A 26,572-nucleotide genomic window follows, 5' to 3' on the forward strand; every position below is an offset into this window, starting at 1 on the left:
GCGCTCAGTGAGCGGGTTGAAGTTCTTGATTGCTGATACGTATCAGGTCACCGCATGCGTCTGGTTGAACTCGGCCTTCTGCCACTCGCCGCTTTCCAGCACCTGGCGCAGATGCTCCACGGCGTTCCACACGTCTTCAAAGCCCAGGTACAGCGGCGTGAAGCCAAAGCGCAGGATGTCCTTGTGCGGACCCTTGCCGCCGTCTCCCTTGCGGAAGTCGCCGATGACGCCGCGCGCGATCAGTGCCTGCACGATGGCATACGCCCCGCTGCCCTGGCCGTTCACGCCCTGGCCTTCGTCGCGCGTCAGGCACACCTGCGAGCCGCGCTGGGCATGCTCGCGCGGAGTGGCCAGGCCCAGGCCGTGGCCCGCGCAGCGCTCCTCCACCAGGCGGATGAACAGGTCGGTGAGCGCGAGCGACTTGGTGCGCAGCGCGGCCATGCCGCCCAGCGCCTGCGCGGCGGTGAACACGTCCAGCCCGCACTGCAGGGCCGACAAACTGATGATGGGCTGCGTGCCGCACAGGTAGCGCGTGATGCCGGCCGCAGGCTGGTAGTCGGGCGTGAACTGGAACGGCGCCGCGTGGCCCCACCAGCCCGACAGCGGCTGCCAGAAACGGCTGGCGTGGCGCGGGTGCACCCACACGAAGGCCGGTGCGCCGGGGCCGCCATTCAGGTACTTGTAGCCGCAGCCGATGGAGAAGTCTGCGCCCGCGCCGTTCAGATCGACCGGCACCGCGCCCGCGCTGTGCGCCAGGTCCCACACGCACAGAATGCCCTGCGCATGCGCGGCGGCGGTGATGGCGGCCATGTCGTGCATGGCGCCGGTGCGGTAGTTCACGTGGGTGAGCATCAGCACGGCGACGCCGGGGGTCAGCGCGGCGGTGATCTCCTCGGGCTCCACCAGCACCAGCTCCAGCCCGCGCTCCTTGCACAGGCCTTCGGCGATGTACAGGTCGGTCGGGAAGTTGCTGCGCTCGCTCACGATGCGCTTGCGCGCGGGGCCGTCTTCGCGGGCAATGTTCAGGGCCGCGCTCAGCACCTTGTACAGGTTGATCGAAGTGCTGTCGGTGCAGACCACTTCGTTCGGGCCGGCGCCGATCAGCGGGGCCAGCTGGTTGCCCAGGCGCTGGGGCAGGTCGAACCAGCTCGCGGTGTTCCAGGATTTGATGAGGTCGGTGGCCCACTCGCGCGTCACCACGTCGGCCACGCGCGCGGCGGCAGCCTTGGGCGCCACGCCCAGCGAGTTGCCGTCCAGGTAGATCACGCCCTGCGGCAGCGTGAAGTGATCGCGCAGCGGGGCGATGGGGTCCTGCGCGTCGAGTGCGCGGCAGTCTTGCAAGGTGGTGGTCATGGTGATGAGATCGTTTGCTTCTGTTTTGGTAGCTATCGGCGCTGATGGGGAAAGCGCTGGAGCCTTGTAGGGCTTGAAATTCGGGCGCTACAGCGAGCGCAGGATGGCACGCACCGGCGACGCGTCGGCGGTCGTCAGCTTCAGCGGCAGGGCGATCAGCTCGTAGTCGCCCTCGGACACGTTGTCGAGCACCAGGTTCTCCAGCACGCGCAGGCCGCGGCGGCGGATGACCTGGTGGCTGTCGAGCGTCTTGCTGTCCGCCGGGTCGATGCTGGCGGTGTCGATGCCCACCAGCAGCACGCCCAGGTCGGCCAGGCGCTCGATGGTGTCGGGCGCGTAGGCGGCCAGTTGGCCGTCCCAGCGGTCCTGCGGCATGTGTTCGTAAGTGCGCACCAGCACGCGCTGGGGCAAGGTCGAGTCCACCGCATGGGCGATGTGGTCCCAGGTGATGAGCGGCCCGCGTGCGATGGCGTGGATCACGCGGCAGGGCCCCAGAAATGCGTCGAGCGAAACGTCGCCGATGCTGGCGCCGCGCTCGTCGTAGTGCAGCGGCGCGTCAGCATGGGCGCCCACATGCGGCGACAGCGTGATCGCGCTCACGTTCACCGGGCAGCCGGGCCCGATGGTGGCGCACCACTGCTGGCTGTACGCCGTGTCGCCCGGGAACACGGGGCTGCCCGCATGCACGGGCGGCGAGATGTCCCAGAGCCTGCGGGTGGTGGAAGAAGAGGGGCTGGTTGGCATGGGACAAAGTTTGCATGTCCCGGAAAAACCATGGTGTCGGTTATTTCCAACATCGTTCATATTTTGTTGAAGCCTAAACGATCTGGCGAGTTCTCATGGTGCCGTGGCTCACCCGGGCTGCGTGTACTGCTGCGGAAGTCTTGACCGACAAGCCACGGTACTCGACGCGCTGGGCCTTGGCGAAGAGCCACCACCTGCCATCGGCCCCCACAGGCGGATGGATAGCCTGGAAGCCTGCAAAGCGGATTCCCCGGAGTTGCATGATTTCCGTGCCAAAGGCGACTGACATTGGCGCCAAAGCGGGTGTGCATCCCTGCCAGAGCAAGCAGCGAGCTGACCGACAGCAACCCCTGGCTCGACTTGCGCTGCATCAATCGCAGTCCCCGAGGGAACCAATCCGCGAAGGTAGCATCATTAAAATGAGAATCAATAACATTCAAACAATCAAACTCCGATGACCTCTCCGCACGATGGCGCCGCTGTCCCGCAGCAGCTCTCTCCTGGCCCTGCGCCATCCACTGCTCTTGACCGGCTGCCCCTGCACACCCCCGCGCTGGTGACAGGGCTGCGCAGTGCCAGCGGCGACCAGGAAGAAGGCACGGTGCTGCGCCTGATGGAGATCGGCTTCCTCCCGGGTGAGGCGGTGCGTGTGATCGCCCGCGGCGGCTTGGGGGTGGACCCGATCGCGGTGCGGGTGGGGCAGGCGACGTTTGCCTTGCGCCGCAGCGAGGCGTCGATGGTGCAGGTGGAGGTGCGGCCATGAGCGGGCAGGGCACCGCTGCCGCCGCGCCGCTGCGCATCGCGCTGCTGGGCAACCCCAACTGCGGCAAGACCGCGCTCTTCAACCTGCTGACCGGCGCGCGCCAGAAGGTGGCCAACTACGCCGGCGTGACCGTGGAGCGCAAGGAAGGTTCGCTGCAGACCGCCAGCGGCCGGCGCGTGCGCGTGCTGGACCTTCCGGGCGCCTACAGCCTGCATGCGCAGAGCATGGACGAGGCCGTCACGCGCGACATCGTCACCGGCCGTCGGGCGGGCGAGCCCGCGCCCGAGGTGCTGGTCTGCGTGACCGACGCCACCCACCTGCGGCTGAACCTGCGCCTGGTGCTGGAGGCGCGCGCGCTGGGCCTGCCCATGGTGCTGGTGCTGAACATGAGCGACGTTGCCGAGCGCCAGGGCATCGTGATCGACCGCGAGGCGCTGGGGCGCGAGCTGGGCATGCCGGTGCTGGCCACGGTGGGCGTGCGGGGCGGCGGTGCGCAAGAACTGGTGCAGTGGCTGGACACCGCGCAGCCCGCGGCGCTGGCCGCCGCGCAGGTGCCGCTGGCGATGCCCGAAGGCAGCGCGCAGCAGCAGGTGATGCAGCTGCACCAGCAGGTGCGCCGCATCATCGACCTGGCAGTGCGCGCGCCGCAGGTCAGCCTGCACCGCGACGACCGCATCGACGCGGTGGTGCTGCACCCGGTGTGGGGCATGGTGCTGCTGGCCGTCACGCTGTTCCTGATGTTCCAGGCCGTGTTCAGTTGGGCCGCCGCGCCCATGGACTGGATCAAGGCCGCCACCGAGGCCGCTGCTGCGTGGGTGAATGCGAACATGGGCGAGGGCACGCTGCGCAGCCTGCTCACCGACGGCATCATCGCCGGTGCGGGCGGGGTGGTGGTGTTCCTGCCGCAGATCCTGATCCTGTTCTTCTTCATCCTGGTGCTGGAAGACTCGGGCTACCTGCCGCGCGCGGCGTTTCTGCTGGACCGGGTGATGGGCGTGGTGGGCCTGTCGGGCCGCTCGTTCATCCCGCTCCTGTCGAGCTTTGCGTGCGCCATTCCCGGCATCATGGCCACCCGGTCCATCCCGAGCTGGCGCGACCGGCTGGTGACGATCATGATCGCGCCGCTCATGACCTGCTCGGCGCGTTTGCCGGTGTATGCGCTGCTCATCGCGGCCTTTATCCCGGAGCGCACGGTGGCCGGTGTGTTCAACCTGCAGGGCCTGGTGCTGTTCGCGCTGTACGTGGGCGGCATCGTCAGCGCCATGGCCGTGGCGGCCGTGGCCCGGCTGGCGCGCACCAACACCGGCGCCGCGCCGCTGCTGATGGAGCTGCCCACCTACCGCTGGCCCAGCCTGCGCAGTCTGGCCATCGGCCTGTGGGAGCGCGCCAAGATCTTCCTGCGCCGCGTGGGCGGCATCATCCTGGCGCTCACCGTGCTGCTGTGGTTCTTGTCGTCGTTCCCGGCGCCACCGGTGGGCGCCACCGGGCCCGCCATCGAATACAGCCTGGCGGGCAAGATCGGCAGCCTGCTGGCCGTCGTCTTTGCGCCCATCGGTTTCAACTGGCAGATCTCCATCGCCCTGGTGCCCGGCATGGCCGCGCGCGAGGTGGCCGTGGGGGCCTTGGGCACCGTATACGCGCTGTCTGCCACGGGCGAGGAGACTGCCGCGCAGCTGGGCCCGCTGATCGCCGCCCAATGGTCACTGGCCACGGCGTTGTCGCTGCTGGTGTGGTTCATCTTTGCGCCGCAGTGCCTGTCGACCATCGCCACCGTCAAGCGCGAGACCAACAGCTGGCGGTACCCGTTGATCATGACGGCGTACCTGTTTGCGCTGGCCTACCTGGCCAGCTTCGTGACGTACCGCATCGCACTGGCGATGGGTGGAGGTTAGACAACCATGGCCCAGGACATCATCGTCGGCCTGATCGTGGCCGTTGCCATGCTCTATGTGGCGTGGCGCTACATGCCCCAGGGCTGGCGGCAACGCCTGGGCCGGGTGCATCCGGCGCTGGTGCAGGCACCGGGCTGCGGCAGCGGGGACGGCGGTGGGGGGTGCAGCACCTGCAGTAGCGGTGGCGGTGGCTGCGGTCCTGCAGCATCGTCGCCGGGCGAGGCTGCGGAGAAAACAGTGGCCATGCCACGCTCGCGGCATTGATATGGTTTGCTATATTATTTGTAGCTGCTTGCGCTTGTCCATCAAGCGGTAGCGGGCGCTGGAGCATCTAGGAGGCTTGGGTGGCTTGGGTGGCTTGGGCGGCCTTATTGGCCACATGCGTCACATACCCCCAATCCGTTCGCTGAGGCTTAAGCTCATCAGGCCGATGTCCAGCGGTTGTCATGACGGCCATGGCCCGCTCGGATCAGCGCTGCATCAGCTCCGGCGCGCAGCCAGCGGTATCTCCACGAAGAAGCCCACGCCCCGCCCACCCAGCCCCTGGCCCAGCCGCACCTGCCCGCCCATGCGCAGCGCTGCCTGGCGCACGATGGCCAGGCCCAGGCCGGAGCCGTTGGTGGCATGGCCTGCATCGTTGTGGCCACCGCTGCCGGTGCTGGCCGCATGGCCCGGGCCCCGGTAGAAGCGCTCGAAGACCTTGCCTTGCTCGGCCGCCGGAATGCCGGGGCCGTCGTCCTGCACCGCCAATTGCAAGGTCGTGCCGCTGTTGTCCGCCCGCAGGCCCACCGCCACGGTGCCTCCCGCCAGGGCGTAGCGCACGGCGTTGTCCAGCAGGTTGTGCACCACCGATTCCAGGGCAGGCAGGTCCAGCCGCGCGGGCAGACTGTCGGGCGCGTCCAGGGACAGTTCGATCTGCCGCGCCATCGCCTGCGGCACGGCCTGCGCCAGGGCGGCGCGCAGCCACTGCGCCACGTCCAGGTCGCGCGGGGCCGGGCGCTGGGCTTCGTCGAGCGCGGCCAGGTCCAGCAACTGCTGCGCCAGGTGCGAGGTGCGTGCAATGGCCTGCTCCAGATGCGCCTGGGCCTCGGTGCGCTCGTCCTCGCTTTGCGAGCGCGCCATGACATGGGCTTGCGCTGTGATCACGGCCAGCGGCGTGCGGATCTCGTGCGCGGCGTCCTGCACGAAGGCGCGCTCGCGCTCGACCTTCTGGCGCAGCTGCGCGAAGAGGTGGTCCAGCGACTGCTCCAGCGGCTTGAGTTCGCGGTGCTGGGCATTGAAGCCTACGGGCTGCAGGTCGTCCTTGCCGCGCTGCGCGATGCGGCTCGCCAGTTGCTGCAGGGGCTGCAGGCCGTTGCGCACCGACAGCCACACGGGCAGCAGCACAAAGGGTGAGGCCAGCAGCAGGTAGGGCAGCAGTGCGCGTCCGCTGGACTGCAGGAAGTTGGCGTCCATGCGTTTGGGCTCGATCACACGCAGGGCCCAGCGCGCGTTGCTGCCGGTGTAGATGCGGTGGATGGTCTCACCCAGCGGGGCTTCGGTGATCACACCCACCGCTGCTGGCGTGGTGGGTGGCGGCGTCAGCTGTCGCAGGCTGGGCGATGCGAATACCAGCTGTCCGGTGGCGGCGTCCTTGAGCTCGTGCAGCAGGGTGCCCGGCAACACCCCCACCTGGCGGCGCCGGATGTTGGTCCATTGGTCGGTTGATGCCAGGGCAGCAGCCGCCTGCGCGGGGTCTGCAATGGGCGCGAGCGACTCCAGCACTGCATCGCCGTACTTCGCCAGGCCCGGGTCGTAGGTGATGGCCTGTTTGTAGTTGATGTAGTTGTAGCTGAGCAGCACGCCCCACACGATCACGAATGCCGCCATCACCGAGGCCACGCTGCGACGCACCAGGGTGGGTTCTGCCAGGCGCTGCCATGCGGTGCGCACGCTGTGAGGTTCGCTTCTCATTTCAGTGATTCATGGCGGCGGGCGCGGAGCGATTCAAGGGGCGCCATGCCCTGCCTGCAGCAAATAGCCCACGCCCCGCACCGTGCGAATCAGCTCCGGCCCGATCTTGCGGCGCAGGTTGGACACATGCACCTCGATCGCGCCAAAGTCCACCGGCTCGCCCAGCGGGTCCAGCCGTTGCGCGATCACGCCCTTGGGCACGACGGCGCCGGGCTCGCGCGCCAGCTCCAGCAGCAGCTGGAATTCACGCGGCGACAGGTCCAGCGCTTCGTCGCCACGCAGCGCCAGGTGGCGGCGCGGCTCGATGACCAGCTCGCCCAGCACCCAGCGCTCGCTGGCCTGCCGCGCGCTGCGGCGCAGTACCGCGCGGATGCGCGACATCAGCTCGGCCGTGGCAAAGGGCTTGATCACAAAGTCGTCCGCGCCGCCGTCCAGCCCCGCCAGCCGGTCCTCCACCGCCGAGCGCGCGGTGATCACGATGATGGGCACCTGTTCGCCCTGCGCCCGCCAGCGTGCCAGCAGGTCGAAGCCGCTTCCGTCCGGCAGCGTCAGGTCCAGCAGCACGCAGTCCACGGTGGTGGCATCCACTGTGGCGGGCGCGTCCACGGCGCGGCGCAGCCACTCGCTGGTCAGGCCCTCGACCTTGAGCGCGGACTGCAGCGCGCGGCCCAGGTCCAGGTCGTCTTCGATGAGCAGGATGTGCATGGGGGGATTGTGGGGGTTGGCAATGCGATGCAGCCTGTGGCGTGCGCGATCGCCGGGCCTTCTTTGGCGTGCCTTAAGCTGGGCCCTTTCACAATCCCAAGCACATCAACCAGCAATATCGGGAGCGGGTGGCATGCAAATGAAACGGTTCTGCACATGGGCTGGTCTGGCGGTGTGTGCGTTGTGGCTGGCGGGTTGCGCCAGCGGCCCTGCGCACCCTGCGCTGGTGGGCGGTCACTTGCCCGATCTGGTGCCGGTGCGCGACTTCGTGGCCAGCCGGCAGTCCACCGGTGGTTACCGGGTATCGCCGGACGGCCAGCGCATCGCCTGGTTCGGCGTGGATGGCGTGGTGCCCGCGATCTGGGTGCAGCCTATCGACGGTGGCAGTGCCAAGGCCTTCCGTATCCGGGCCCGGTCAATCCGCTTCAGTGCAGACAGCCGCTGGCTGGGCATCACGGCAGACCTCAGGGGCGATGAGAACACGCGCATCTTTGCGGGCGAAGTGGAAGGCCCCGGCACGGACTTGCGCGAGCTGATGCCAGCGCCCCGTTCGGTGGCGCATTTTGTGGACGCCGTGGAGGGCACTGGCGACTTCACCGTCACTTCCAACCAGCGCGACAAGAAAGTCTTCGACCTGTACCGGGTCAGCGCTGCAGGCGGCGCGCCGGTGCTGTTGGCCACCAACCCTGGCAACGTCAACTGGTGGGGCGTGGACCCCAGCGGCCAGCTGCGGGCGCGCACGCAGTTGCGTGGCGACGAGGCCCTGCTGGAGCGTCCAGGCACCGAGGCCGGTAGCTGGGTCACCGTAGCGCAGCGCAGCCGCTGGGACACCCTCAGCATCTTTGGCCTGCACGACGAGGGGCGCAAGGCGTGGGCTCTGTCCAACCGTGGCCGAGACAAGCTGGCGCTGGTGCGGCTCGACATGATCACCGGCGCCGAGGATGAGTTGTTCGCATCGCCCGATGTGGACCTGGACAGCGTAACGCTGAGCCGCCGAACGCGCGAGCCTTTGGTGGCCAACTTCATGCCAGGCTACCCGGCGCGCCAGGTGTTCGACCCCGCGTTGGCCGCGCGGCTGTCCGCACTGGCGGGCGAACAGCCAGCAGAGGTGTTCGTGACCAGCATGGACCGCACCGACACTGTGTTGGCGGTATCCGTCTCGACGGACCGAGGCACGCGCAGCTATCTGCTGCGCGAAGGGCAAGAGCCACGGCTACTGGGGGAAAACCGCCTGAGCCTGATTGCCAAGGACCTGGCACCGACCAGGCCCATCACCTACGTCGCTCGCGACGGCTTGACGGTGCATGGATACCTCACACTGCCTCAGGGAGTGGTGCCGCAACGCTTGCCGATGGTGCTGCTGGTGCATGGTGGTCCGTGGGCGCGCGACCGCTGGGGCGATGGGGCCACAAGCCGTGCGATGCAGCAGTTTCTGGCCAACCGGGGCTATGCCGTGCTGCAGGTCAACTACCGGGGTTCCAGCGGCTATGGCCGCGCGCACATGGAAAGAGCCATGGGTGAATTCGCGGGACGCATGCACGATGACTTGGTGGACGGTGTGCGTTGGGCTGTGGAGCAGGGCGTGGCCGACACTAAGCGCGTGGCGATCTACGGCGCAAGCTACGGCGGTTACTCGGCGCTGGTCGGCGCGACCTTTACCCCAGAGGTCTTTGCCTGTGCCGTGGACGTGGTGGGCGTGACGGACATCGCTCGCCTGCTGGAGTCCGCGCCGCCGTATTGGGAGCTGGGCCTGCCCTGGTGGCATCGCTATGTGGGCAATCCGGCAGTGACTGCGGACCGAGCCCGCATGGATGCCAAGTCGCCCCTGTACCACGCCGAGCATGCGCAAAAGCCCATCCTCATCATGCATGGCGTGAACGACCCTCGGGTGAAGCTGGAGCAGTCTGAATGGATGGTGGCCGCTCTGCGCAAGGCGGGCAAGGAGGTGGACTACGTCACCTTCACCGGCGACGGCCATGGCAACCAGAAGTGGAGCAACAACCTCACCATGTACCGCAAGACCGAAGATTTCCTGGCCCAATGCCTGGGCGGGCGCACAAGTGGGTTCGACTACTACCAGTTGGGCGCGTGGGCGTTTTGACCATGCTGCGCGGTGTTTGGTTTCTGGCGGCCTGGGCGATGATCGGTGCTGGCACTGCCACCGCTCAGGCAGCTGATCAAGGGGCCACAGAGGCGGTCTACACGCGAGCGCGTGTGGTGTCCGTGGACCGTGAAAGCGGGAGCAGCGGCGAGAGGCTTTTTGTGCGCCTGAAGTTGCTGCCCCGCGCGAAGATTCCGTTCGCGACGCAGACCTTTCGCGTGGTCGACGCAAGCCTTCTGGCCGGCATCTCCGAGGGCGCATGGGTCAGGTTTCAGGCCCGGCGCATGGACGGTGAAAACACGCTGACCGCCATTCACATTGCTGACGAGTGCAAGCGATTCGAACCCTGCAACTGATACGGGTGCTCAGGCGTGGATCTTTCCAGCTTGCAGCGCTGCCAAGGCGTTGCTCAAGTTGATGCGCGCCTGCGTTTCATGGCGCTCATGGAACCATTCCGTGCCGTAGATGCGCGGCCGCTCCAAGAAACCCCGTAGCACTGCGCTGCGCCCCGCTACATACCGCGGCCAGCGGACAAAGAAGTACTCACGCCGCACGTTGCGCTCGAACTGGCGGTACACCGCATCACTCTGGCCGAGGATGGCCAGGTCGATATCGACGACCCATTGCGCGTCACCGGCCAGGGTGCCCGGGTTGTGGCGGGTGTCGAGGATGTGCTGGTGCACGCTGAGAACCATGGTTTCGGGCAGTCCCTGGCTGCGCAGAAAGCGCACGGCCCAGTCAGCGCTGCGCTGCTCGTTGTGGCGGCTCCAGGGCCAGTAGACCGCGTCGTGGTACCACAGCGCCAGGGCCACGGCATGGGGGTCTTGCAGGACACCGGGCTGCGGGTCCTGCACGGCCTGCAGGTGCCGAAGGCAGGCCCACAGGTGCGTGGTGTCGTGGTACGCGCGGGGCCAGTGGGCCCAGCTCAGGATGAGGCGGCGGCCCTCGGCGCGCCAGGCGGGGGTGTCGCGGCCCAACGCCTGGCCCAGCGCGTTCCAGTGCGCCTGCAGTTCGGCGCTGTGGACGGGCTGGCGGCGCCAGGGCATGGTGGAGCGGTGGATCAGGCCACGCGGCCGAGCAGAAGGTACTCCATGAGTGCCTTCTGCACGTGCATCCTGCTGTGGCTTCGGCGCGCGGCCTGCGGCCGCTTCATGTCCGCTGTGCGGACATGAGCCTGCGCCGAAACAGGCTGCTGGCGCTGGCGCGCCACCGGATTGCATGTCATGCAATCCGGCCGAGCAAAAGGTACTCCATGAGTGCCTTCTGCACGTGCATCCTGTTTTCCGCCTCGTCCCACACCACTGATTGCGGCCCGTCGATCACATCCGCTTCGACCTCTTCGCCCCGGTGGGCGGGCAGGCAGTGCATGAAGAGGGCATCCGGCTTGGCGGCGGCCATCATCTCGGTGTCCACGCACCAGTCGGCAAAGGCTAATCTGCGCTCTTCGTTCTCGGCCTCGTAGCCCATGCTGGTCCACACGTCGGTGGTGACCAGGTCGGCACCCTGGCAGGCATCCAGTGGGTTGCTAAAGAATTGATAGCAGCCTGCGCTGATCCCGCGGGCGCCAGCGGCCAGTTTCTCGTCCACTTCGTAGCCGCGCGGTGTGCTCACATGCACCTTGAAGCCCAGCAGTGACGCCGCCTGCAGCCAGGTGTTGGCCATGTTGTTGCCGTCACCCACCCAGGCCACGGTCTTGCCGGCGATGGAGCCACGGTGCTCGATGTAGGTGAAGATGTCCGCCAGGATCTGGCAGGGGTGGTACTCGTTGGTCAGGCCGTTGATGACGGGCACGCGCGAGTTGGCGGCGAAGCGCTCGATCTTGCTCTGCTCGTAAGTGCGGATCATCACCAGGTCGGTCATGCGGCTGATGACCTTGGCGCTGTCCTCGATGGGCTCGGCGCGGCCCAGCTGGCTGTCGCCCGTGGTCAGGTGCACCACGGAGCCGCCCAGCTGGTACATGCCGGCCTCGAAGCTTACGCGGGTGCGGGTGCTGGCCTTCTCGAAGATCATGGCCAGGGTGCGGTCCACCAGGGGGTGGTGCTTTTCGTAGGCCTTGAACTTCTTCTTGATGAGCGCGGCGCGCTCAAAAAGGTACGCGTATTCGTCGGCGGTGAGGTCGTTGAACTGCAGGTAATGTTTCAGCGTCATGGCGTGCTTGCTCTTCATTCAGCCAGGATGGCCTTGACCAGCGGGGTCAGCTTGGCAACGATCTCGTCGGCCTCGGTGGTGGTGAGGATCAGCGGCGGCACCAGGCGGATCACGGTGTCGGCCGTGACGGACAGCAGCAGGCCAGCCTCGGCCGCGCGGGCGATCAGGGCGCCGCAGGGCTTGGCCAGTTCGATGCCCAGCATCAGGCCCTGGCCGCGGATTTCCTTCACGCCGGGCAGGCTGCCCAGCTCGCGCTGCAGCGCTGCGCGCAGGTGGTCGCCCACCTTGGCTGCGTTGGCCAGCAGGCCGTCTTCTTCCATGATGCGGATGGTCTCGACCCCGGCGCGCATGGCCAGCGGGTTGCCGCCGAAGGTGGTGCCGTGGTTGCCGGGCTGCAGCACGTTGGCGGCCTTGGGGCCGGCCACCACCGCGCCGATCGGCACGCCCGAGCCCAGGCCCTTGGCCAGGGGCATCACGTCGGGCACGATGCCCGCCCATTGGTGGGCAAACCACTTGCCGGTGCGGCCCATGCCGCACTGCACTTCGTCGATCATCATGAGCCAGCCGCGCTCGTCGCACAGCTTGCGCAGCTGCTGCAGGTATTCGATGCGCATGCCGTTGATGCCGCCTTCGCCCTGGATGGTCTCGAAGAACACGGCCACCACGTTGGGGTTGCCCTCGGTGGCCTTATTGATGGCCTCGATATCGTTGAGCGGCACGCGGATGAAGCCTTCGACCAGCGGGCCGAAGCCGTTGTGGATCTTGGGGTTGCCGGTGGCCGACATGGTGGCGATGGAGCGGCCGTGAAAGGCCTTCTCGTACACCACGATCTCGGGCTTGGCGATGCCTTTGTCCACGCCGAACTTGCGTGCGATCTTCAGGGCTGCCTCATTGGCCTCCAGGCCCGAGTTGCAGAAGAACACGTTCTGCATGCCCGACAGCTCCACCAGCTTGGCGGCAAGCTGCTCCTGCAGCGGCACGTGGTAGTAGTTGGAGGTGTGGATGAGCTTGGTGAGCTGGTCTTGCAGCGCGGGCACGAGCTTGGCGTGGTTGTGGCCCAGCGTGTTCACGGCGATGCCGCCCAGGCCATCGAGGTATTCCTTGCCGTTGACATCCCAGACTCGGCTGCCCTGGCCACGGGCCAGCGCGATGGGGACGCGGCCGTAGGTGTTCATCACGTGGGGCGAAGCTGCCGGGGTGGTAGCGGTCATGCAGAAATCTCCTGACGGTGCGGTGAATGGGCTGCCCTTTTGGGGGATCGAGCCCGAGGAAACGAAGCACGATTCTAGGGGGAGCACGGTGAACGGCTGTTGACGATTGCGCATTACTGCAATGCAGTGCGTTACCAGCAATCCGGGGCGGATTCCCGATGACGGCGGTGGATTAGGGGGCTAGCTCTTATATAAGAGTTAGAATGTCGCGTTGCGGTGCAGCATGCAGTGATCCTGCATCCGGACGCGCTCATTACCACTCCAATCCCCCGATGGTTTCCCCCTCCTCCAAAGAAGTCTTCATTCAGGGCATCACCCATGACGGGAAGACCTTTCGCCCCAGCGACTGGGCCGAGCGGCTGGCCGGGGTGATGAGCAGCTTTCGCCCGGGCGGAGCGCGGCCTGGCAGCCATCTGAGCTATTCGCCCTGGTGCATTCCGACGACGATGAATGGCGTCAAGTGCGTGGTGGTGCACCGCGACCTGCAAGGGCACGAGCCCATGGCGTGGGATTTCGTCATCAATTTCGCACGCGACAACAACCTGCAGGTGGCCGAGGCCTGCCTGCTGCCCGACCCGCCGCCCAAGGCCTGAAGGGGGCGGCGCACCCCGCCGTTGTCGGGGCTCAGCGCCCCTGGGGCTGGTTGTAGAGCCGGGGTGGGTCGCCCGCAGGTCCTGCGCGCAGCAACTGGTCCGCCTGCAGCCGGTTCATCCAGGCCTTTTCCACGAACGGGTCGGTCACGCCGTAGTGCCCGTGCTTCACGCGCATGAGCAGATTGGCCGAGGTCAACATGCCGATGATGCTCTGGACTTCCTGGGCCGTGACGTCGCGGCCGATCTGGGCTGCGTAGGCTTTGAGCGCTTCGCCGGTGAAGACGCCCTTCACGTCGCCGCCGATGCTGCAGATGCGCGAGAACACCGCTTCGGCCAGCGGGCCCATGGCTTCCACCTTCTGCAGTTCCACGTCGGCCGCCGCGGCGCCCAGCGACTGCGCAATGGTGGGCAGGTGCTCGTCTGGCAGGGCATCGGCGTGCAGGCTGCGCAGCACGTTGAGCGCCTTCATCAGTTCTTCCGGCCGGCTGCCCATGCTGCGAAAGGCCGATTCTGTGACGTCGGCCGAAGGCAGCATCGCGCCCAACTGCGGGCGGACCTGCTCCAGCACGTAGTCGATGAAGTCCCGACCCAGCACCGGGAACTCATTGGTCACCGCGCCGTTGAAGGCCTGGTTGCCCTTGAGCGTGAGCTCCTGCACGCGCGCCCGGTGCGAGCCGGTGCCGATGAACAAAAAGTAGCCGGGGGTGCCGGGGCGGGTGTTGATGGCGTCGCGCGCAGCCTTGAGCGCGTGCAGCAGGTGGTCGCCGTCGGCGCTGCCCAGGGCGTGCTGTACCTCGTCGATGATGAGCACCACGTTGGTTTTGGCCTGGTCGATCAGTGCTTCGAAGGCGCGGGCCAGGCTGGTGCCGTCGTCCTTGCCCACGTCGGCCAGCTTGAAGCCGAACTTGAACCCCGCCGCACCGGCCTCGACACTGGCGACCTGTTGGAGGCGCTTCAGGATGCCCGAGCCGGGCGTCTGCAGTTCCTTGAGCGTCTTGCGGATGGCCTCGTGCACCAGGTCGGCCGGGTTGGCCTGCGGCTGGCTCCACAAATCCACATAGACCACGATGGCGCCCAAGGCCTCCAGCGCCGGGATCAGGTCCGTCGCGAGGAACGTGGTCTTGCCCACCCGCCGCTGGCCCGACAGGAACAGGCCGGAGCGCAGGGACGTGTCCAGGAACGAGGGCCTGAGCAACTGCGTGGCCATCTGCTCGGCAAGGGCGGTGCGGCGGAACGTCATGGTTTATGGTTTTTTATGAAATTTCAATAATTATGATCAATCCATAATTGACCGTAAAGCCTGACGGAGTGCATTCTGGCGCGACGGTTCAGGATACGGCGCGCCGAATCGGCACAAAGCATTCGGAAACGAAAAAACCGCCCGAAGGCGGTTTTGTTCGTTTGCTGGCAGCGCACCCGTTACAAACGGCGAACGGCAGGTGCCGTTCGGGCTGTTTGCCTGAAGTGAATCAGGCGGAGAATGAAATTAAGCGGCTGCCAGAGCCAGGGTCTTCACCTTGGCGGACAGACGGCTCTTGTCGCGAGCAGCCTTGTTCTTGTGGAAGATGCCCTTGTCGGCCACGGAGTCCACCACGGCTTGCATCTTGGCGAAAAGTTCGGTTGCCTTGGTCTTGTCGCCAGCCAGAACAGCCTTCTCGACGTTCTTGACAGCGGTACGGTACTTGGAGCGCAGCGAGGTGTTGGCTGCGTTCAGCTTGGTGTCCTGACGGACGCGCTTGCGGCCCGACGCCAGGCGTGGGTTCTTCTTCTTGGGTTTAGCGGATGCCATTGTTTAGTTCCTTGGGTCTGAGGATGATGCCAGCAAAGCCCGCGATTATAGCCCAGGGCAGATTTCGAGGCTACAACCGTCAAAACTGGCGCCGCGCCATCGCCAGCGCACCAGGGCGTGGGCTTCGCCAGGCCACCGGCTGCGTCTCCCATGAGGGGGAAGGCGCGCCGCGGCTCAAGGGGGCTACACTCCTTCAGTGTCACTGCTCAAAGCCGCCTCCACCGTATCTCTGTTGACCCTGGCCTCCCGTGTGACGGGACTCATGAGCCAGCTGCTGATGGCCTCGATGTTCGGGGCCAACGCCTTGACCGACGCCTTCCAGGTCGCCTTCCGCATCCCCAATCTGTTCCGACGGCTGTTTGCCGAAGGGGCATTCAGCCAGGCCTTCGTGCCGGTGCTGGGCACCGCCAAGACGCAGCACGGCGAGGAAGCCACGCACAAGCTCATTTCGGCCGTGGCCACCGCACTGGCCTGGGTGCTGCTGCTGGTCTGCATCCTGGGCGTGGTCGGCGCGCCGCTGCTGGTATGGGCGCTGGCCAGCGGCCTGCGCCAGAACGCCGAGGCCTACGACGCAGCGGTGCTGATGACGCGCTTCATGTTCCCGTATATCGGCTTCATGTCCATGGTCGCGCTGGCGGCCGGCATTCTCAACACCTGGAAGCACTTCGCCGTTCCCGCCGCATCACCCGTGCTGCTCAATGTGTGCATGATCGCTGCCGCCTGGCTGGGCGCGCCGCAACTCGAGGCACGCGGCATCGAGCCCATCTTTGCCATGGCGGGCGGGGTGATGCTGGGCGGCGTACTGCAATTGGCCGTGCAGGTGCCGGCGCTGGTGCGCCTCGGTCTCATGCCGCGCATCGGCGTCACCTGGGGCACGGTGCGCGCAGCCTGGGCCGACCCCAGCGTGCGCCGCGTGCTCACGCTCATGGGGCCGGCGGTGCTGGGCGTGGGTGTGGCGCAGATCTCGCTCATGATCAACACGCAGATCGCCTCGTACCTGGCGCCGGGCAGCGTGACCTGGCTGTTCTATGCGGACCGGTTGATGGAGTTCCCCACCGCGCTGCTGGGCGTGGCGCTGGGCGTGGTGCTCACACCGCAGCTCACGGCGGCCAAGGCGGCGGGCGACGCCGAGAAATACTCGGCCATGCTGGACTGGGGCCTGCGCATCGTGGTGCTGCTGGCCGTGCCCTGCGCGGTGGCGCTGCTGACCTTTTCCACACCGCTGGTGGCCACGCTGTTCCACTACGGCAAGCTCACCGATGGCGATGTGGGGCAGATCGCGCTGGCGCTGTCGGGCTATGGTGCGGGGCTGCTCGGCATCGTGGCCATCAAGGTGCTGGCGCCCGGGTACTACGCCAGCCAGGATGTGCGCACCCCCGTCAAGATCGCCATCATCGTGCTGGTGATCACCCAATTGCTCAACATCGCCCTGGTGCCCTGGATCGCACACGCAGGGCTGGCCTTGTCGATAGGCCTGGGCGCGCTGGTGAATGCGCTGTGGCTGCTGGCGGGCCTGCTGCGGCGCGGCAGCTACCAGCCCCTGCCGGGCTGGGGCTTGTTTGCCTTGCAGGTGATCGCCGCCAGTGCCCTGCTGGCCGTGCTGCTGCTCTGGGGTTCGCAGCATTTCGACTGGGTGGACATGAAGGGGCAGGCCCTGCAACGCATAGGGCTGTTGGCCGCGCTGATGGCGGCTGCCGCCGTGCTGTACTTCGGCGCGCTGTGGGCGGCGGGGCTCAAGCTGCGCCAACTGCTGCGGCGCTGACCCTGGCGGTATCGGCAACAGCCCGGTAAAACCTGGTTTTCTGCAGCTTGACGCCAGGGCAGGGTGCACTTACAACCGTGCCATGCCTTTGAGTCTTTCCGTGCCCACTTCGCTGGAGTACTTTGCATCGCTGGTGCAAAGCGACGACCACTTTCCGCTGCTGGAAGCCGCCGCCAGCCTGGCCCAGGACGAGTACCCCGAATTGGATGTGCAGCTGCTGCTGGGAGACATGGACCAGCTGCTCGCGCGCATCAGGCGCCGCCTGCCGGCCGATGCGCCGGCGCTGCAGCGTCTGCGCACGCTCAATCAATTCTTCTTCGCCGACATGGGATTCGGCGGGAACGTCAACAATTACTACGACCCCGAGAACAGCTACCTCAATGCCGTGCTGCGCACGCGCCGGGGCATCCCGATCTCGCTCGCAGTTCTATGGATGGAGCTGGCCCAGGGCCTGGGCCTGCATGTGCGCGGGATTGCGTTTCCCGGGCATTTCATGGTCAAGGTGCTGCTGCCCAAGGGCCAGGTGGTGCTCGACCCCATCTCCGGCCAGTCGCTCAGCCGCGAGGAGCTGTCAGAGCGGCTGGAGCCCTACAAGCGCCAGAGCGGCCTGGTGGACGACTACGACGTGCCGCTGGGCCTGTATTTGCAGGCCGCCACGCCGCGCGACATCATCGCTCGCATGTTGCGCAATCTGAAGGAAGTGCACCGTACCCAGCAGGACTGGCAGCGCCTGATCTGCGTGCTGGACCGCCTGATCGTGCTGCAGCCCCAAGCCTGGGGCGAGTGGCGCGACCGGGGACTGGCGCATGCCGAGAGGGGCAACACCGCCGAGGCCGTGGCGGACCTGGAGACCTACCTCGACCATGTCGAGGACGGGCTTGACATCGACCTGATCTCCGACCGCCTGAGCGCCCTGCGCAGCGCGAACTGATCTTCTGCAGCGCAGGCAGACCTGCCGCCTGCGCCCGCGCTCTGGGAACGCTGGGGTCGGGGCCGAACGTGGCGTGGCCCAGTGCCTAGAACGGCGCGCTGTCCGCTGGCATGGCGGCCTGCAGCTGCGACAACTGCCGGCGCAGTTCGGTGTTTTCGGCCGTGAGTTCGGCCACGCGGTGGCGCAGCGCCTGTAGTTCGTCGGCGCCTGCGCCAGTGTCGGAGTCAGCGCCTTCGATCTCTGGCGATGGGGCATCTTCCTTGGGCTTGCGCTTGCTCTGCTCGCGCACGCGCTTGGCGGCCTGCTTGAGCTCGTCCTTCCCGGCGGCGACGGCGGCCACCTGCTCCTCGGCGGGCAGTGTGGCCACGGCGGCGGCGGCGTTGATCGAGATGGTGCCGGACTTCACCGCAGCCACCAGCTCGGGCGCGGCCTGCTTCTGGATCTTTTCGATCATCACCACCTGGCTGCTGCTCAGCCGGGCGGCCTTGGCGATGGCCTCGCGGCTGCTCAACGGGTCCGGCGCGGGCAAGGCGGCCATCGCTTCGGGGGCGGCTGCCGGCAGCACATCGGGCGTGGCTGCGGCGGTTGATTCGGCGGGTTCGGCCGCCGTGGCGGCCCGCGTCTTGCGGTCCGCGATGATCTCGCGCTTGCGTAGCGCCAGCACGCCGCGCTGGAAGTCGGACACGCTGCGGCGCCCCAGGTGCTGGTCGATCATCCACAGGTGCACGTCTTCCATCGACTGGAAGCGCGGGTTCTGCACCGTCTGGAAAGGCAGGCCGTGCTTCTGGCAGATGCCGTAGCGGTTGTGGCCGTCCACCAGCACATCGCCCCACAGCACCAGCGCGTCACGGCAGCCTTCGGCCAGGATGCTGCGCTCCAGCGCCTCGTGCTCGTCGGGGGTCAGGGGTTCGATGTAGGCTTTGAGTTCTTCGTTGACGACGATGTTCATGGCAGGAGGCGCGGGGCAGGGGAGGGCGAATCGGATGCGGGCAAGGGGCGGCATTGTAGACATGCCCGGCCTCAGCCCCGGGGAGAGCGCCGCTTTGCCTACCGCTCGCGTGCGTCCCGCAGTGCCAGCCAGCCCGCCACCGCCGTGAAGGCCACCACCACCGCCACGATGATCCAGAAGCCGTGGGGCTCATCGGCCAGCGGCACGCCGCCCACGTTCATGCCGAACAGGCCCGCCAGAATGTTGATGGGCAGCGCCAGCACCGTGACCACCGTCAGCACGAACAGGCTGCGGCTGTTGGCCTCCTGCACGCTCGCGGCGATCTCTTCCTGCAGCAGCTTGATGCGCTCTTGCAGGCCCTGCATGTCGCGCAGCACCACCGAGAACTCTTCGGTGGAGTCGCGCAGCTCCTGCGCGTCGTCCGCACTCATCCACAGGGGCGGATGCTGCAGCAGCCGGAACAGCGCCGCAGGCTCGGGCGCCAGCAGCCGCTGCAGGCGCACCAGCAGCCGCCGCAGCACGCCCAGGCGGGCGCGCTTGTGGTCCAGGCGGCCGGCCAGCAGCTCGTCCTCCACGTCGTCGATGCGCTGTGTCACGCCGCGCACGATGTCCACCAGGCCCTCGGCCTGCGTGCGCATCAGCTCAGCGAGCAGGCCCACGCTGGAGCGCGGCGCCTGGCCACTGCGCACCGCGGTGCGCAGTGCGTCCACCGAGCGCAACGGGCGGGTGCGCCCCGTCACCATCAGGTGTGGCGCGACGCTGGTCCACAGCGTGGCGATGTCCGAGGGCTCGAATGCAAAGTCGAAGTGTGCGTCGTTGAGCACGGCGATCAGCGTGTCGTCGTCGCGCTCGATGCGCGTGGAGACGGACCGATCCTTGAGCGCATCGAAGAACGCCTCTGGCAGATCCGCATGCCGCTCCATCCAGCGCACGGCCTGGGCCTGGCTCAGGTTGAAATGCAGCCACAGGAATTCGCCCCGCGGCTTGGGGGCGTCGCCCGGCCCGGCTGCTGCCAGCCACTGCGCCGCCTGCACCGAGTCGACCCCGCGCGGCGGTCCGTCCTCGCCCAGCAGGTAGCCGCAGATGAGTCCGGCGGCATCACCCCCATAGTTGAGGCTGGTATTGAGTCCGGCCATGGCGGGCGGGCCAGGAGTAGGATGGGATGCGGCTGGAGTGGACACGGACATGCATGGTGGCTCTGGGGTATGACGCTGCCGTGACACATCACGCGCCAGTCATCTCTTTGTCACGACAGCGTCATCGGCCCTGGCGACCATGGCCGTCTTTTCGACGCCCAATTTTCAAAGCCATGCTCTACAACAACGCCCTCGACACCCAGGAACTGATGCAACGCATTGCCAATGACCTGATCGACAGCTACGACGAGGAGCTGGAGCTGGAGATCGAAGACCGCGAGGTGGACGACATCGGCGCGCCCACGGCCGCAGACAAGCTGGCCCGCCAGCAGTATTTCAAGGACCTGTTCCGGCTGCAAGGCGAACTGGTCAAGTTGCAGGACTGGGTGCAGCACAGCCGCGAGAAGGTGGTGATCCTGTTCGAGGGTCGCGATGCAGCCGGCAAGGGCGGCGTGATCAAGCGCATCACCCAGCGCCTGAACCCCCGCGTGGCCCGTGTGGCCGCACTGCCCGCGCCGAACGACCGCGAGCGCACGCAGTGGTACTTTCAGCGCTATGTGGCGCACCTGCCCGCTGCGGGCGAGATGGTGCTGTTCGACCGCAGCTGGTACAACCGCGCGGGAGTGGAGCGCGTGATGGGTTTTTGCTCCGACGACGAGTACGAGGAGTTCTTTCGCACCGTGCCAGAGTTCGAGAAGATGCTCGTGCGCTCGGGCATCCGCCTCGTCAAGTACTGGTTCTCCATCACCGACGAGGAGCAGCACCTGCGCTTCCTGGGCCGCATCCACGATCCGCTAAAGCAGTGGAAATTGAGCCCCATGGACCTGGAAAGCCGCGTGCGCTGGGAGGCCTACACCAAGGCCAAGGAAACCATGCTCGAGCGCACCCACATACCCGAGGCGCCGTGGTGGGTGGTGCAAGCCGTGGACAAGAAAAAGGCGCGCCTGAACTGCATCGCGCACCTGCTTTCGCAGATGCCCTACCAGGAAGTGCCTCACCCCCCCGTCGTGCTGCCCGAGCGCGTGCGCAACCCCGAATACCTGCGCCAGCCCGTGCCCGCGTCGATGTACGTGCCCGAGGTGTACTGAGGCCCACCCAGACGACGTAGCTGCGCTGGGGCACCGTGGTGCCACGCACCAGGCGCCCCGTCGAGCAGCTCCTGTTTTTGTAGCTACTCGCGCTAGGGAGGCAAGCCGCAGAGCCCTGAAAAGGCAAGATTCAGGGCCTCTGCGCCGCGCCCTTGAGCATCTGGATCGTCGAGATCACATCCCGCACCTTGAACGGCTTGAGCAGCACGCGCCGCACTTGCAGGGCTTTCATCTGCACGGCGGTGGAGGCGTCGACCCGGTCGGTGGTGACGGCCACGGGCACCTGGGCGTCCACCGCGAACTGGGCGTTGCGCAACTGCTCCAGCAGCCCCACAGCCTCGGCGGTCTCGTCCAGCGAGACGATGACGCCCGAGAAGCCCTTGTTCGTCAACTGCTGCTGCGCGTTGCGCACACTGTTGACCTGGCGCACCGGCGGCAGGTTCAGCTGGCGTGCGGTGGCCACGATGATGCTGCCGGTGAGCGAGCTGGGCTCGACCAGCAGGATGTCTTGCTGCGAGGTGGCGCTCATGGGGCCGCCTCCTCGTGGGCGCGGCGCACCAGCTCCTCCACCGCCAGGTCGCGCAGCGACGCGAGGATGGCCAGGTCGACCTCGTCGAGCTGGCGCGGTGCGCGGTCGATGAGGCACAGCGTGCCGATGTTTTGCCCGCCCGGCATCTTGAGCGGCGCACCCGCGTAGAAATGGATGTGCGGATCGCCCGTGACCATGGGGTTGTCGACAAAGCGGTCGTCCAGCGTCGCATCCGGCACCACCATGGTCTCGTCCTGCAGGATGGCGTGGCCGCAGAACGAGATGCCGCGCCCGGTCTCGCACACGTCCAGTCCGACGCGGGCCTTGAACCACTGCCGGTCTTCGTCGATGAGCGACAGCAGCACGATGGGCATGTCGAACTCTTCGGCGGCGAAGGCGGCGAGCCGGTCGAAGCGCTCTTCGGGCGGGGTGTCCAGGATCAGCAACTGCCGCAGGGCCTGCAGGCGGTCGTCCTCGTTGGCGGGGCGCGGGGGCTCTTTCATGGCGGTGGGGAGGCAGTCGCGATGGGCCTTGATTATGGGCTGGGCCGCAGCCCCGGCAGCCCATTCCTGTCAGCGCGGCGATTTGCGCGCCGGGCTCTGGGAGGGCGTGCCGCCCCGGCCGAACTGATGCCAGGCGCGGCGCAGTTGCGTGTCGGAGCTGAAGCCGGCCAATTGTGCCGCCTGCGTCACGTTGCGCCCGGACTGCAGCGCCGCCTCGGCCGTGGCCAGGCGGATGCGGCGCAGGTAGGACAGCGGCGCGATGCCCGCATGCTCCAGGAACAGCCGTGTCAGGTGGCGCGGGGACGTGTGCGCGATCTCGGCCATGGCTGGCACGCTCCACTCGGCCTGGGGCTGCTGGCCCACGGCATCCTGCACGCGGTGCAAAGCCGCATGGAGGTGGTTGCGGTGGTGCAGAAAGGGGGAGAACTGCGGGTCGTCGGGTCCGCGCCGCAGCCCGATCACCATGGCCTGCGCCACCTGCACAGCCACCGTGGGGCCGCACAGGTCCGAGATGCGGTGCAGCAGCAGGTCGATGCCGGTGGTCACGCCCGCGCTGGTGTACACGGGCCCGTCAGTCACGAACACGCGGTTGGCAGCCACGTCGCAGCGCGGGTCCACCTCGGCCAGCTCATCCAGATGAAGATGGTGCGTGGTGGCGCGGCGGCCCGTCAGCAGCCCTGCGTGCGCCGCGAGCACCGCGCCAGCGCACACCGTCACCAGTTCCAGTTGCCCGGCCGCCAGCCGCAGGCCGCGCAGCCAGTGCAGCAGCGCCTGTGCTTCGGTGCCGGCCACATCGATGCGCTGGCCCGCCAGGCCCACCAGCACCACCCAGGCGGGGCTGGGCAGGGTGTCGGGCAGCGGCGCGAGGCCGGAGAGGGCGACGCCCACCGAGGACATGGCATCGGGCGTGGGGCTCACGAAGTGCTGCACGAAGCGCTCGGGCAGTCCGCGTGCGCGCAAGGTCTGGTTGGCGATGCGCAACGCTTCAGCGGGGCCTGCCCAGTCCAGCACCAGGCTGCCGGGGAGCAGGGCGAAGTAGACGTGGATGGCGGCGAGCGGGGTGTCGGGCATCGCAGTGGGATGGTTGTTGGTTGATGGCAGGCGGCGGCATCGTTTTAACCGTTCGCCCCCACTGGTGAAAGGGCTGAGCGCGTGCAGTGCCCTGGCGTCGACAGGCTCAGCCCGAACGGGTGGGTTGGTTCACCGCCCGTCAAAACCGGCGCGCCTGCAGGCCAGCGCCATCGGGGAACCGGCTTTGCCGGGCCACGGGTGGCGTCTCCCTCGGCGGAAGCCGCGAAGCGGTTCAGGGGGCTTCACTCCTTCCATGGCGTGTCCATCTGGCGGGCGGTACGCTGCGACAGCCCGGCACCCGCCAGGCGCGTGACCAGGTGCAGGCTCATGTCGATCCCGGCGCTGATGCCGGCGGAGGTGACGAGCGTGCCGCGGTCCACCCAGCGCACATTCTCCTGCACCTGCAGCGCCGGAAACTGCGCGCGCAGGTCGGCGATGTCCTCCCAGTGCGTGGTGACGGGCCCGCCGGTGACCACACCGGCCGCCGCCAGGATGAACGCCCCGGTGCACACCGACGCCGTGATCTGCGCGCCCTGTGCGGCCCGGGCCACCCAGGCGCGGGTTTCGGCGCAGGCCGCTGTGGCGTCCACAACGCCGCCGGGCACGACGAGCACGTCGGGCGCGATGGCAGTGGCGAAGTCGGCGTCGGGCAGCACGCGCAGGCCGGCACGCGCCTGCACGGGGGCCAGGCTGCGGGCCACGCACTGCACGGCAAACGGCGCGGGTGCGCCAGGCTGCAGGCGCTTGTGCATGCGGGTGGCGGTAGTGAACACCTCGTAGGGGCCAGCGAGGTCCAGGGCCTCCACTTCGTCGAAGACGAGGATGGCTATGTTCAGTGTGTTGGCAGTGAGGGTACGGGCTGCAGTGGCGTCGGTCATGGTGCGGGAGCGGGTTGCGATGGGGCAGTGGCAGAAAAGACGTAGCGCGGGTAGGTGGACTGCGCTGCGGCCGGGGCCTGCAGGTCCAGGTCCACGGTGACGAACGGCTGCGTGGGCGAGGTGCGCGCCAGCAGCACGCCGTCGGGGCTGATGGCCCAGCCCGTGCCGCCGTAGGTGCCGGCTGTGCTGTCCACACGGTTGGATGACAGGCTGTAGGCGCCGGTGCGCACAGCGGCGACGGTGCCCACGGCCAGCCACTTGGCGGTGGTGGCGGCGGCCGTCGCGCGTGGCGAAAGGATGGCCTGCACGGGTGCTTGCGCGGCGTATGTGCCGTAGGTCTCCAGCGCCCAGAGCTCGGAGCAGATGTTGAGTCCGAACGCCAACTCCCCGGCTTCGAAGCGGGAAAAGGCCGCATCGCCGCGTTCGAACCAGCGCGCCTCCCAACCCCCCGGTTCGTCGGGCAGGTGGAACTTGCGCCGCAGTGGAACATGGCCCCCTTCGGGCGACCACGCAAAGCCTTCGTTGAAGCGCCGAGCGCCATCGGTGACCGGGCGCGCACCCACCACCCAGCGGGCGCCCAACTCGTGCAGGCGGGTCTGCCAGGCGTCGCTCAAGGCCACGGCGGCGTCCCAGCGGGCGGGGTCCATGGGCAAGGTTTCCCACACGGGTTCGGCAAACGCGAACTCGGGCAGCAGCACGAGTTCGGAGCGTTCGGCGCGGGTGTGCGCGCACAGCGCGGCCCAGGCGGGGTCGAGCAGCGCGGGCTGGTAGGGGAGTTCGCAGACGGTGATGCGCATCGGGGTGTCCTTCCGGCGGGGCGGGTAGCTTCAACTCACTTGAATCCATCACTATCGGACGAAATCAGTTGCTGGCCGCATCGTCCGGCGTGATGCCATGGCGCTTATCTTGCCTCTCACCGCAGTGGGTGTCCGAACCCGGCAGGACAAATTCCGATCAAATTGCGACATCGATCAGGAGCGCTGCTGCAACAGGTAGGCAACCAGGGTCGGGCGAGCGAGGCAACGTTGTGGAGCAGCACCCTCCGGACTGAAAATACCAGCCGAAATTGCTATCAGCGCATACTGGTAAATGGCGGATAGCTATTAAATTGATAGTGTTCGTGCGTGGTGGCCTGGATGCTGTTATGGTGGCTAGGGTTTTCCCTTATTCGGTGGGCGCATTCCGCAAAGCCGGCCTGCCCCGCACAAGCTTCAACGACCGGCTAGCAACCTCACATCTCCATGGCCCGACGCTCTCGCATGTTCTCCCTGTCAGCGCTGACGCGGGCGTATCAGCGCAACCTGAAGGCGCTGGTACGTGCCACACGTCCTGTGCGTCCGGCCAAGGCGGTGGCACCGCTGCGCAAGGCATCGGCGCCAGGCGCCCTGCCGGCCGCCGTGCGTGGCGCACGCAAGCCGCGCAACCCCGTTCGGGGCGACTGGCTCGCCGGCGTTGCGCCGGGGCCGGCCGGCGCGCGGCGCTACCACCTCTTCGTGCCGCCGGGGCTGGGGCCGCGCCCTGGCGAGACCTTTCCACTGCTGGTGATGCTGCACGGCTGCGGGCAGACGGGCTGGGACCTGGCGGTCTCGTCGCGCATGAATCGTCTGGCAGCGCGAGAGCGCTTCCTGGTGCTGTACCCGGAGCAGGAGCGCGTGGCCAACGCGCACGGCTGCTGGAACTGGTTTGAGCGCCGCAACGGCAAGGCGGATGCCGAGGCAGCCACCTTGCTCGCCGCAGTCGACAAGGTCGCGCGGCGTCAGCCGGTGGATCTTGCGCGTGTCGCGGTGGCCGGCCTGTCGGCAGGTGCCAGCATGGCCGTGCTGATGGCGGGCACGTACCCGCACCGATTCTGCGCCGTGGCCATGCATTCGGGCGTGGCACCTGGCACTGCCGAATCGGCAGCTACTGCCCTGGCCGCGATGCATGGGCGGCGCGACGCGCAACTGCCTGAGCCCCGGTTGCACCGGTTGCCCGGCCTGCTGTCGAAGGCGGCGGCTGCCGCGTCCGCCGCGGTGCCTTCTGCCTCCCCGTCAGGCACGGGCCCCGCGCTGCCCCCGCTCCTGGTCCTGCATGGAGATGCGGACAATGTGGTGTCGGTGCGCAATGCTTCGGCCACGGCGGCGCTTTGGGCCGAGGCGCTGGGTGCCCGTGCCGGGGCCGTGCGCACCTTGCAACGGGGCCAGCGGCATGCCATGCAGGTGACGGAATTCAAGGCCCGGGGGCGCACCGTGGTGGCCCTGCGCGAGGTGGCGGGCCTCGCGCACGCCTGGAGCGGCGGCGCGGCCCATCAGCCCTACAGCGACCCAGCGGGGCCGGACGCCTCGGCGCTGGTCTGGTCGTTCGTGGCCCGGCAATTCGACCGGCGGAGGATCTGAGGAGAAAAGCGCTCTTCCGCTGGATGGGTAAGCGCTGCCAGCTATCAATAGAGTAGCGTCCAGCCGCACGGTCGCACGCTGCTGTGGTGGGACACCGC

Annotated in this window: 26 protein-coding genes; 10 read left to right on the plus strand and 16 right to left on the minus strand. The window is 67.5% G+C overall.

The annotated features are described in order from the left end of the window. Positions 1 to 42 precede the first annotated feature (42 nt). Positions 43 to 1,353, minus strand: a complete 1,311-nt coding sequence (kynU, locus tag KW835_RS19260; RefSeq protein WP_218385404.1) for a kynureninase — start codon at positions 1,351 to 1,353, stop codon at positions 43 to 45. 87 nt (positions 1,354 to 1,440) lie between these two features. Next, positions 1,441 to 2,097: an arylformamidase gene (gene kynB, locus KW835_RS19265; RefSeq protein WP_218385405.1), complete on the minus strand. Its 657-nt coding sequence runs from the start codon at positions 2,095 to 2,097 to the stop codon at positions 1,441 to 1,443. A 454-nt stretch (positions 2,098 to 2,551) separates the two neighbouring features. Between kynB and KW835_RS19270 the strand changes: the two genes are divergently transcribed. The 3 genes from KW835_RS19270 to KW835_RS19280 are packed head-to-tail and all read left to right on the plus strand — an operon-like array spanning position 2,552 to position 5,016. Further along, positions 2,552 to 2,860 (plus strand): FeoA family protein, encoded by a 309-nt coding sequence (locus KW835_RS19270; protein ID WP_218385407.1) that lies wholly within the window; start codon positions 2,552 to 2,554, stop codon positions 2,858 to 2,860. Further along, positions 2,857 to 4,752, plus strand: coding sequence for a ferrous iron transporter B (locus KW835_RS19275; protein ID WP_218385409.1), 1,896 nt, complete (start codon positions 2,857 to 2,859; stop codon positions 4,750 to 4,752). The genes KW835_RS19270 and KW835_RS19275 overlap by 4 nt, the downstream gene beginning before the upstream one ends. A 6-nt stretch (positions 4,753 to 4,758) precedes the next feature. Next, positions 4,759 to 5,016, plus strand: coding sequence for a hypothetical protein (locus KW835_RS19280; protein WP_255593677.1), 258 nt, complete (start codon positions 4,759 to 4,761; stop codon positions 5,014 to 5,016). A 216-nt stretch (positions 5,017 to 5,232) separates the two neighbouring features. On the opposite strand, the gene KW835_RS19285 is transcribed toward KW835_RS19280, so the two are convergent. After that, positions 5,233 to 6,705: a HAMP domain-containing sensor histidine kinase gene (locus KW835_RS19285; RefSeq protein WP_218385411.1), complete on the minus strand. Its 1,473-nt coding sequence runs from the start codon at positions 6,703 to 6,705 to the stop codon at positions 5,233 to 5,235. Positions 6,706 to 6,738: 33 nt separating this feature from the next. Beyond that, positions 6,739 to 7,410, minus strand: a complete 672-nt coding sequence (locus KW835_RS19290) for a response regulator transcription factor (RefSeq protein WP_218385414.1) — start codon at positions 7,408 to 7,410, stop codon at positions 6,739 to 6,741. A gap of 133 nt (positions 7,411 to 7,543) precedes the next feature. Here KW835_RS19290 and KW835_RS19295 point away from each other — a divergent pair, with 133 nt between their 5' ends. Together KW835_RS19295 and KW835_RS19300 are read left to right on the plus strand one after the other, a co-directional pair. Then, on the plus strand, positions 7,544 to 9,511 hold the full coding sequence (locus KW835_RS19295) for a S9 family peptidase (protein WP_218385415.1): 1,968 nt from the start codon (positions 7,544 to 7,546) through the stop codon (positions 9,509 to 9,511). A 2-nt stretch (positions 9,512 to 9,513) separates the two neighbouring features. Then, positions 9,514 to 9,867, plus strand: a complete 354-nt coding sequence (locus tag KW835_RS19300; protein ID WP_218385417.1) for a copper-binding protein — start codon at positions 9,514 to 9,516, stop codon at positions 9,865 to 9,867. A gap of 9 nt (positions 9,868 to 9,876) precedes the next feature. Here the strand turns inward: KW835_RS19300 and KW835_RS19305 are convergent, their stop codons facing one another. From KW835_RS19305 to KW835_RS19315, 3 genes are all read right to left on the minus strand, one after another. After that, positions 9,877 to 10,557: a hypothetical protein gene (locus KW835_RS19305; protein WP_218385419.1), complete on the minus strand. Its 681-nt coding sequence runs from the start codon at positions 10,555 to 10,557 to the stop codon at positions 9,877 to 9,879. Between the two features lie 175 nt (positions 10,558 to 10,732). Continuing rightward, positions 10,733 to 11,653, minus strand: a complete 921-nt coding sequence (gene argF / locus KW835_RS19310; protein WP_370633659.1) for an ornithine carbamoyltransferase — start codon at positions 11,651 to 11,653, stop codon at positions 10,733 to 10,735. Positions 11,654 to 11,673: 20 nt separating this feature from the next. Continuing rightward, complete coding sequence (locus KW835_RS19315; protein ID WP_218385422.1) at positions 11,674 to 12,870, minus strand: aspartate aminotransferase family protein; 1,197 nt, start codon at positions 12,868 to 12,870, stop codon at positions 11,674 to 11,676. A 272-nt stretch (positions 12,871 to 13,142) separates the two neighbouring features. Here KW835_RS19315 and KW835_RS19320 point away from each other — a divergent pair, with 272 nt between their 5' ends. Further along, positions 13,143 to 13,463: a DUF3579 domain-containing protein gene (locus tag KW835_RS19320; RefSeq protein ID WP_218385424.1), complete on the plus strand. Its 321-nt coding sequence runs from the start codon at positions 13,143 to 13,145 to the stop codon at positions 13,461 to 13,463. Positions 13,464 to 13,494: 31 nt separating this feature from the next. On the opposite strand, the gene KW835_RS19325 is transcribed toward KW835_RS19320, so the two are convergent. Then, positions 13,495 to 14,703: an AAA family ATPase gene (locus KW835_RS19325; RefSeq protein WP_218385425.1), complete on the minus strand. Its 1,209-nt coding sequence runs from the start codon at positions 14,701 to 14,703 to the stop codon at positions 13,495 to 13,497. 246 nt (positions 14,704 to 14,949) lie between these two features. After that, positions 14,950 to 15,252 carry a 30S ribosomal protein S20 gene (gene rpsT, locus KW835_RS19330; RefSeq protein WP_056167912.1) on the minus strand — a complete coding sequence of 101 codons (303 nt, stop codon included), beginning with the start codon at positions 15,250 to 15,252 and terminating at the stop codon, positions 14,950 to 14,952. A 196-nt stretch (positions 15,253 to 15,448) separates the two neighbouring features. On the opposite strand from rpsT, the gene murJ reads away from it, so the two are divergent. Both murJ and KW835_RS19340 read left to right on the plus strand, forming a co-directional pair. Continuing rightward, complete coding sequence (gene murJ / locus KW835_RS19335; RefSeq protein WP_218385427.1) at positions 15,449 to 17,014, plus strand: murein biosynthesis integral membrane protein MurJ; 1,566 nt, start codon at positions 15,449 to 15,451, stop codon at positions 17,012 to 17,014. An 82-nt stretch (positions 17,015 to 17,096) separates the two neighbouring features. After that, the gene (locus tag KW835_RS19340) at positions 17,097 to 17,945 is read left to right on the plus strand and encodes a SirB1 family protein (RefSeq protein ID WP_218385428.1); all 849 of its coding nucleotides are present in this window, start codon (positions 17,097 to 17,099) and stop codon (positions 17,943 to 17,945) included. An 85-nt stretch (positions 17,946 to 18,030) separates the two neighbouring features. On the opposite strand, the gene KW835_RS19345 is transcribed toward KW835_RS19340, so the two are convergent. Together KW835_RS19345 and KW835_RS19350 are read right to left on the minus strand one after the other, a co-directional pair. Beyond that, positions 18,031 to 18,894 carry a plasmid replication/partition related protein gene (locus tag KW835_RS19345; RefSeq protein WP_218385430.1) on the minus strand — a complete coding sequence of 288 codons (864 nt, stop codon included), beginning with the start codon at positions 18,892 to 18,894 and terminating at the stop codon, positions 18,031 to 18,033. 98 nt (positions 18,895 to 18,992) lie between these two features. After that, a complete protein-coding gene (locus KW835_RS19350; protein WP_218385431.1) occupies positions 18,993 to 20,030 on the minus strand; it encodes a transporter in 1,038 nt (345 codons plus the stop codon). A 173-nt stretch (positions 20,031 to 20,203) separates the two neighbouring features. Between KW835_RS19350 and ppk2 the strand changes: the two genes are divergently transcribed. After that, positions 20,204 to 21,118 carry a polyphosphate kinase 2 gene (gene ppk2 / locus KW835_RS19355; protein WP_218385433.1) on the plus strand — a complete coding sequence of 305 codons (915 nt, stop codon included), beginning with the start codon at positions 20,204 to 20,206 and terminating at the stop codon, positions 21,116 to 21,118. Between the two features lie 130 nt (positions 21,119 to 21,248). Here ppk2 and KW835_RS19360 read toward each other — a convergent pair whose 3' ends face one another. The 5 genes from KW835_RS19360 to KW835_RS19380 form a co-directional block, all read right to left on the minus strand. Then, a complete protein-coding gene (locus tag KW835_RS19360; protein WP_218385435.1) occupies positions 21,249 to 21,647 on the minus strand; it encodes a histidine kinase in 399 nt (132 codons plus the stop codon). Beyond that, on the minus strand, positions 21,644 to 22,150 hold the full coding sequence (locus KW835_RS19365; protein WP_218385436.1) for a GAF domain-containing protein: 507 nt from the start codon (positions 22,148 to 22,150) through the stop codon (positions 21,644 to 21,646). Before KW835_RS19365 ends, KW835_RS19360 begins: the two co-directional genes overlap by 4 nt. A gap of 69 nt (positions 22,151 to 22,219) precedes the next feature. Continuing rightward, complete coding sequence (locus KW835_RS19370) at positions 22,220 to 23,221, minus strand: GlxA family transcriptional regulator (protein ID WP_218385437.1); 1,002 nt, start codon at positions 23,219 to 23,221, stop codon at positions 22,220 to 22,222. A gap of 242 nt (positions 23,222 to 23,463) precedes the next feature. Further along, the gene (locus KW835_RS19375; protein WP_218385439.1) at positions 23,464 to 24,099 is read right to left on the minus strand and encodes a DJ-1/PfpI family protein; all 636 of its coding nucleotides are present in this window, start codon (positions 24,097 to 24,099) and stop codon (positions 23,464 to 23,466) included. Continuing rightward, positions 24,096 to 24,896 carry a carbon-nitrogen hydrolase family protein gene (locus tag KW835_RS19380; RefSeq protein WP_218385443.1) on the minus strand — a complete coding sequence of 267 codons (801 nt, stop codon included), beginning with the start codon at positions 24,894 to 24,896 and terminating at the stop codon, positions 24,096 to 24,098. Before KW835_RS19380 ends, KW835_RS19375 begins: the two co-directional genes overlap by 4 nt. Positions 24,897 to 25,340: 444 nt before the next feature. On the opposite strand from KW835_RS19380, the gene KW835_RS19385 reads away from it, so the two are divergent. Further along, complete coding sequence (locus KW835_RS19385) at positions 25,341 to 26,474, plus strand: PHB depolymerase family esterase (protein ID WP_218385444.1); 1,134 nt, start codon at positions 25,341 to 25,343, stop codon at positions 26,472 to 26,474. Positions 26,475 to 26,572: the final 98 nt, after the last annotated feature.

It is taken from the genome of Acidovorax sp. sic0104 (genome assembly GCF_019219095.1).
Lineage (GTDB): Bacteria > Pseudomonadota > Gammaproteobacteria > Burkholderiales > Burkholderiaceae_C > Acidovorax.

What these genes read in the sequence shown, in the direction of transcription:
- kynU (WP_218385404.1), bottom strand. Translation starts at nt 1,353, where the DNA reads ATGACCACCACCTTGCAAGACTGCCGCGCACTCGACGCGCAGGACCCC.
- kynB (WP_218385405.1), bottom strand. Translation starts at nt 2,097, where the DNA reads ATGCCAACCAGCCCCTCTTCTTCCACCACCCGCAGGCTCTGGGACATC.
- KW835_RS19270 (WP_218385407.1), top strand. Translation starts at nt 2,552, where the DNA reads ATGACCTCTCCGCACGATGGCGCCGCTGTCCCGCAGCAGCTCTCTCCT.
- KW835_RS19275 (WP_218385409.1), top strand. Translation starts at nt 2,857, where the DNA reads ATGAGCGGGCAGGGCACCGCTGCCGCCGCGCCGCTGCGCATCGCGCTG.
- KW835_RS19280 (WP_255593677.1), top strand. Translation starts at nt 4,759, where the DNA reads ATGGCCCAGGACATCATCGTCGGCCTGATCGTGGCCGTTGCCATGCTC.
- KW835_RS19285 (WP_218385411.1), bottom strand. Translation starts at nt 6,705, where the DNA reads ATGAGAAGCGAACCTCACAGCGTGCGCACCGCATGGCAGCGCCTGGCA.
- KW835_RS19290 (WP_218385414.1), bottom strand. Translation starts at nt 7,410, where the DNA reads ATGCACATCCTGCTCATCGAAGACGACCTGGACCTGGGCCGCGCGCTG.
- KW835_RS19295 (WP_218385415.1), top strand. Translation starts at nt 7,544, where the DNA reads ATGCAAATGAAACGGTTCTGCACATGGGCTGGTCTGGCGGTGTGTGCG.
- KW835_RS19300 (WP_218385417.1), top strand. Translation starts at nt 9,514, where the DNA reads ATGCTGCGCGGTGTTTGGTTTCTGGCGGCCTGGGCGATGATCGGTGCT.
- KW835_RS19305 (WP_218385419.1), bottom strand. Translation starts at nt 10,557, where the DNA reads ATGCCCTGGCGCCGCCAGCCCGTCCACAGCGCCGAACTGCAGGCGCAC.
- KW835_RS19315 (WP_218385422.1), bottom strand. Translation starts at nt 12,870, where the DNA reads ATGACCGCTACCACCCCGGCAGCTTCGCCCCACGTGATGAACACCTAC.
- KW835_RS19320 (WP_218385424.1), top strand. Translation starts at nt 13,143, where the DNA reads ATGGTTTCCCCCTCCTCCAAAGAAGTCTTCATTCAGGGCATCACCCAT.
- KW835_RS19325 (WP_218385425.1), bottom strand. Translation starts at nt 14,703, where the DNA reads ATGACGTTCCGCCGCACCGCCCTTGCCGAGCAGATGGCCACGCAGTTG.
- rpsT (WP_056167912.1), bottom strand. Translation starts at nt 15,252, where the DNA reads ATGGCATCCGCTAAACCCAAGAAGAAGAACCCACGCCTGGCGTCGGGC.
- KW835_RS19340 (WP_218385428.1), top strand. Translation starts at nt 17,097, where the DNA reads ATGCCTTTGAGTCTTTCCGTGCCCACTTCGCTGGAGTACTTTGCATCG.
- KW835_RS19345 (WP_218385430.1), bottom strand. Translation starts at nt 18,894, where the DNA reads ATGAACATCGTCGTCAACGAAGAACTCAAAGCCTACATCGAACCCCTG.
- KW835_RS19350 (WP_218385431.1), bottom strand. Translation starts at nt 20,030, where the DNA reads ATGGCCGGACTCAATACCAGCCTCAACTATGGGGGTGATGCCGCCGGA.
- ppk2 (WP_218385433.1), top strand. Translation starts at nt 20,204, where the DNA reads ATGCTCTACAACAACGCCCTCGACACCCAGGAACTGATGCAACGCATT.
- KW835_RS19360 (WP_218385435.1), bottom strand. Translation starts at nt 21,647, where the DNA reads ATGAGCGCCACCTCGCAGCAAGACATCCTGCTGGTCGAGCCCAGCTCG.
- KW835_RS19365 (WP_218385436.1), bottom strand. Translation starts at nt 22,150, where the DNA reads ATGAAAGAGCCCCCGCGCCCCGCCAACGAGGACGACCGCCTGCAGGCC.
- KW835_RS19370 (WP_218385437.1), bottom strand. Translation starts at nt 23,221, where the DNA reads ATGCCCGACACCCCGCTCGCCGCCATCCACGTCTACTTCGCCCTGCTC.
- KW835_RS19375 (WP_218385439.1), bottom strand. Translation starts at nt 24,099, where the DNA reads ATGACCGACGCCACTGCAGCCCGTACCCTCACTGCCAACACACTGAAC.
- KW835_RS19380 (WP_218385443.1), bottom strand. Translation starts at nt 24,896, where the DNA reads ATGCGCATCACCGTCTGCGAACTCCCCTACCAGCCCGCGCTGCTCGAC.
- KW835_RS19385 (WP_218385444.1), top strand. Translation starts at nt 25,341, where the DNA reads ATGGCCCGACGCTCTCGCATGTTCTCCCTGTCAGCGCTGACGCGGGCG.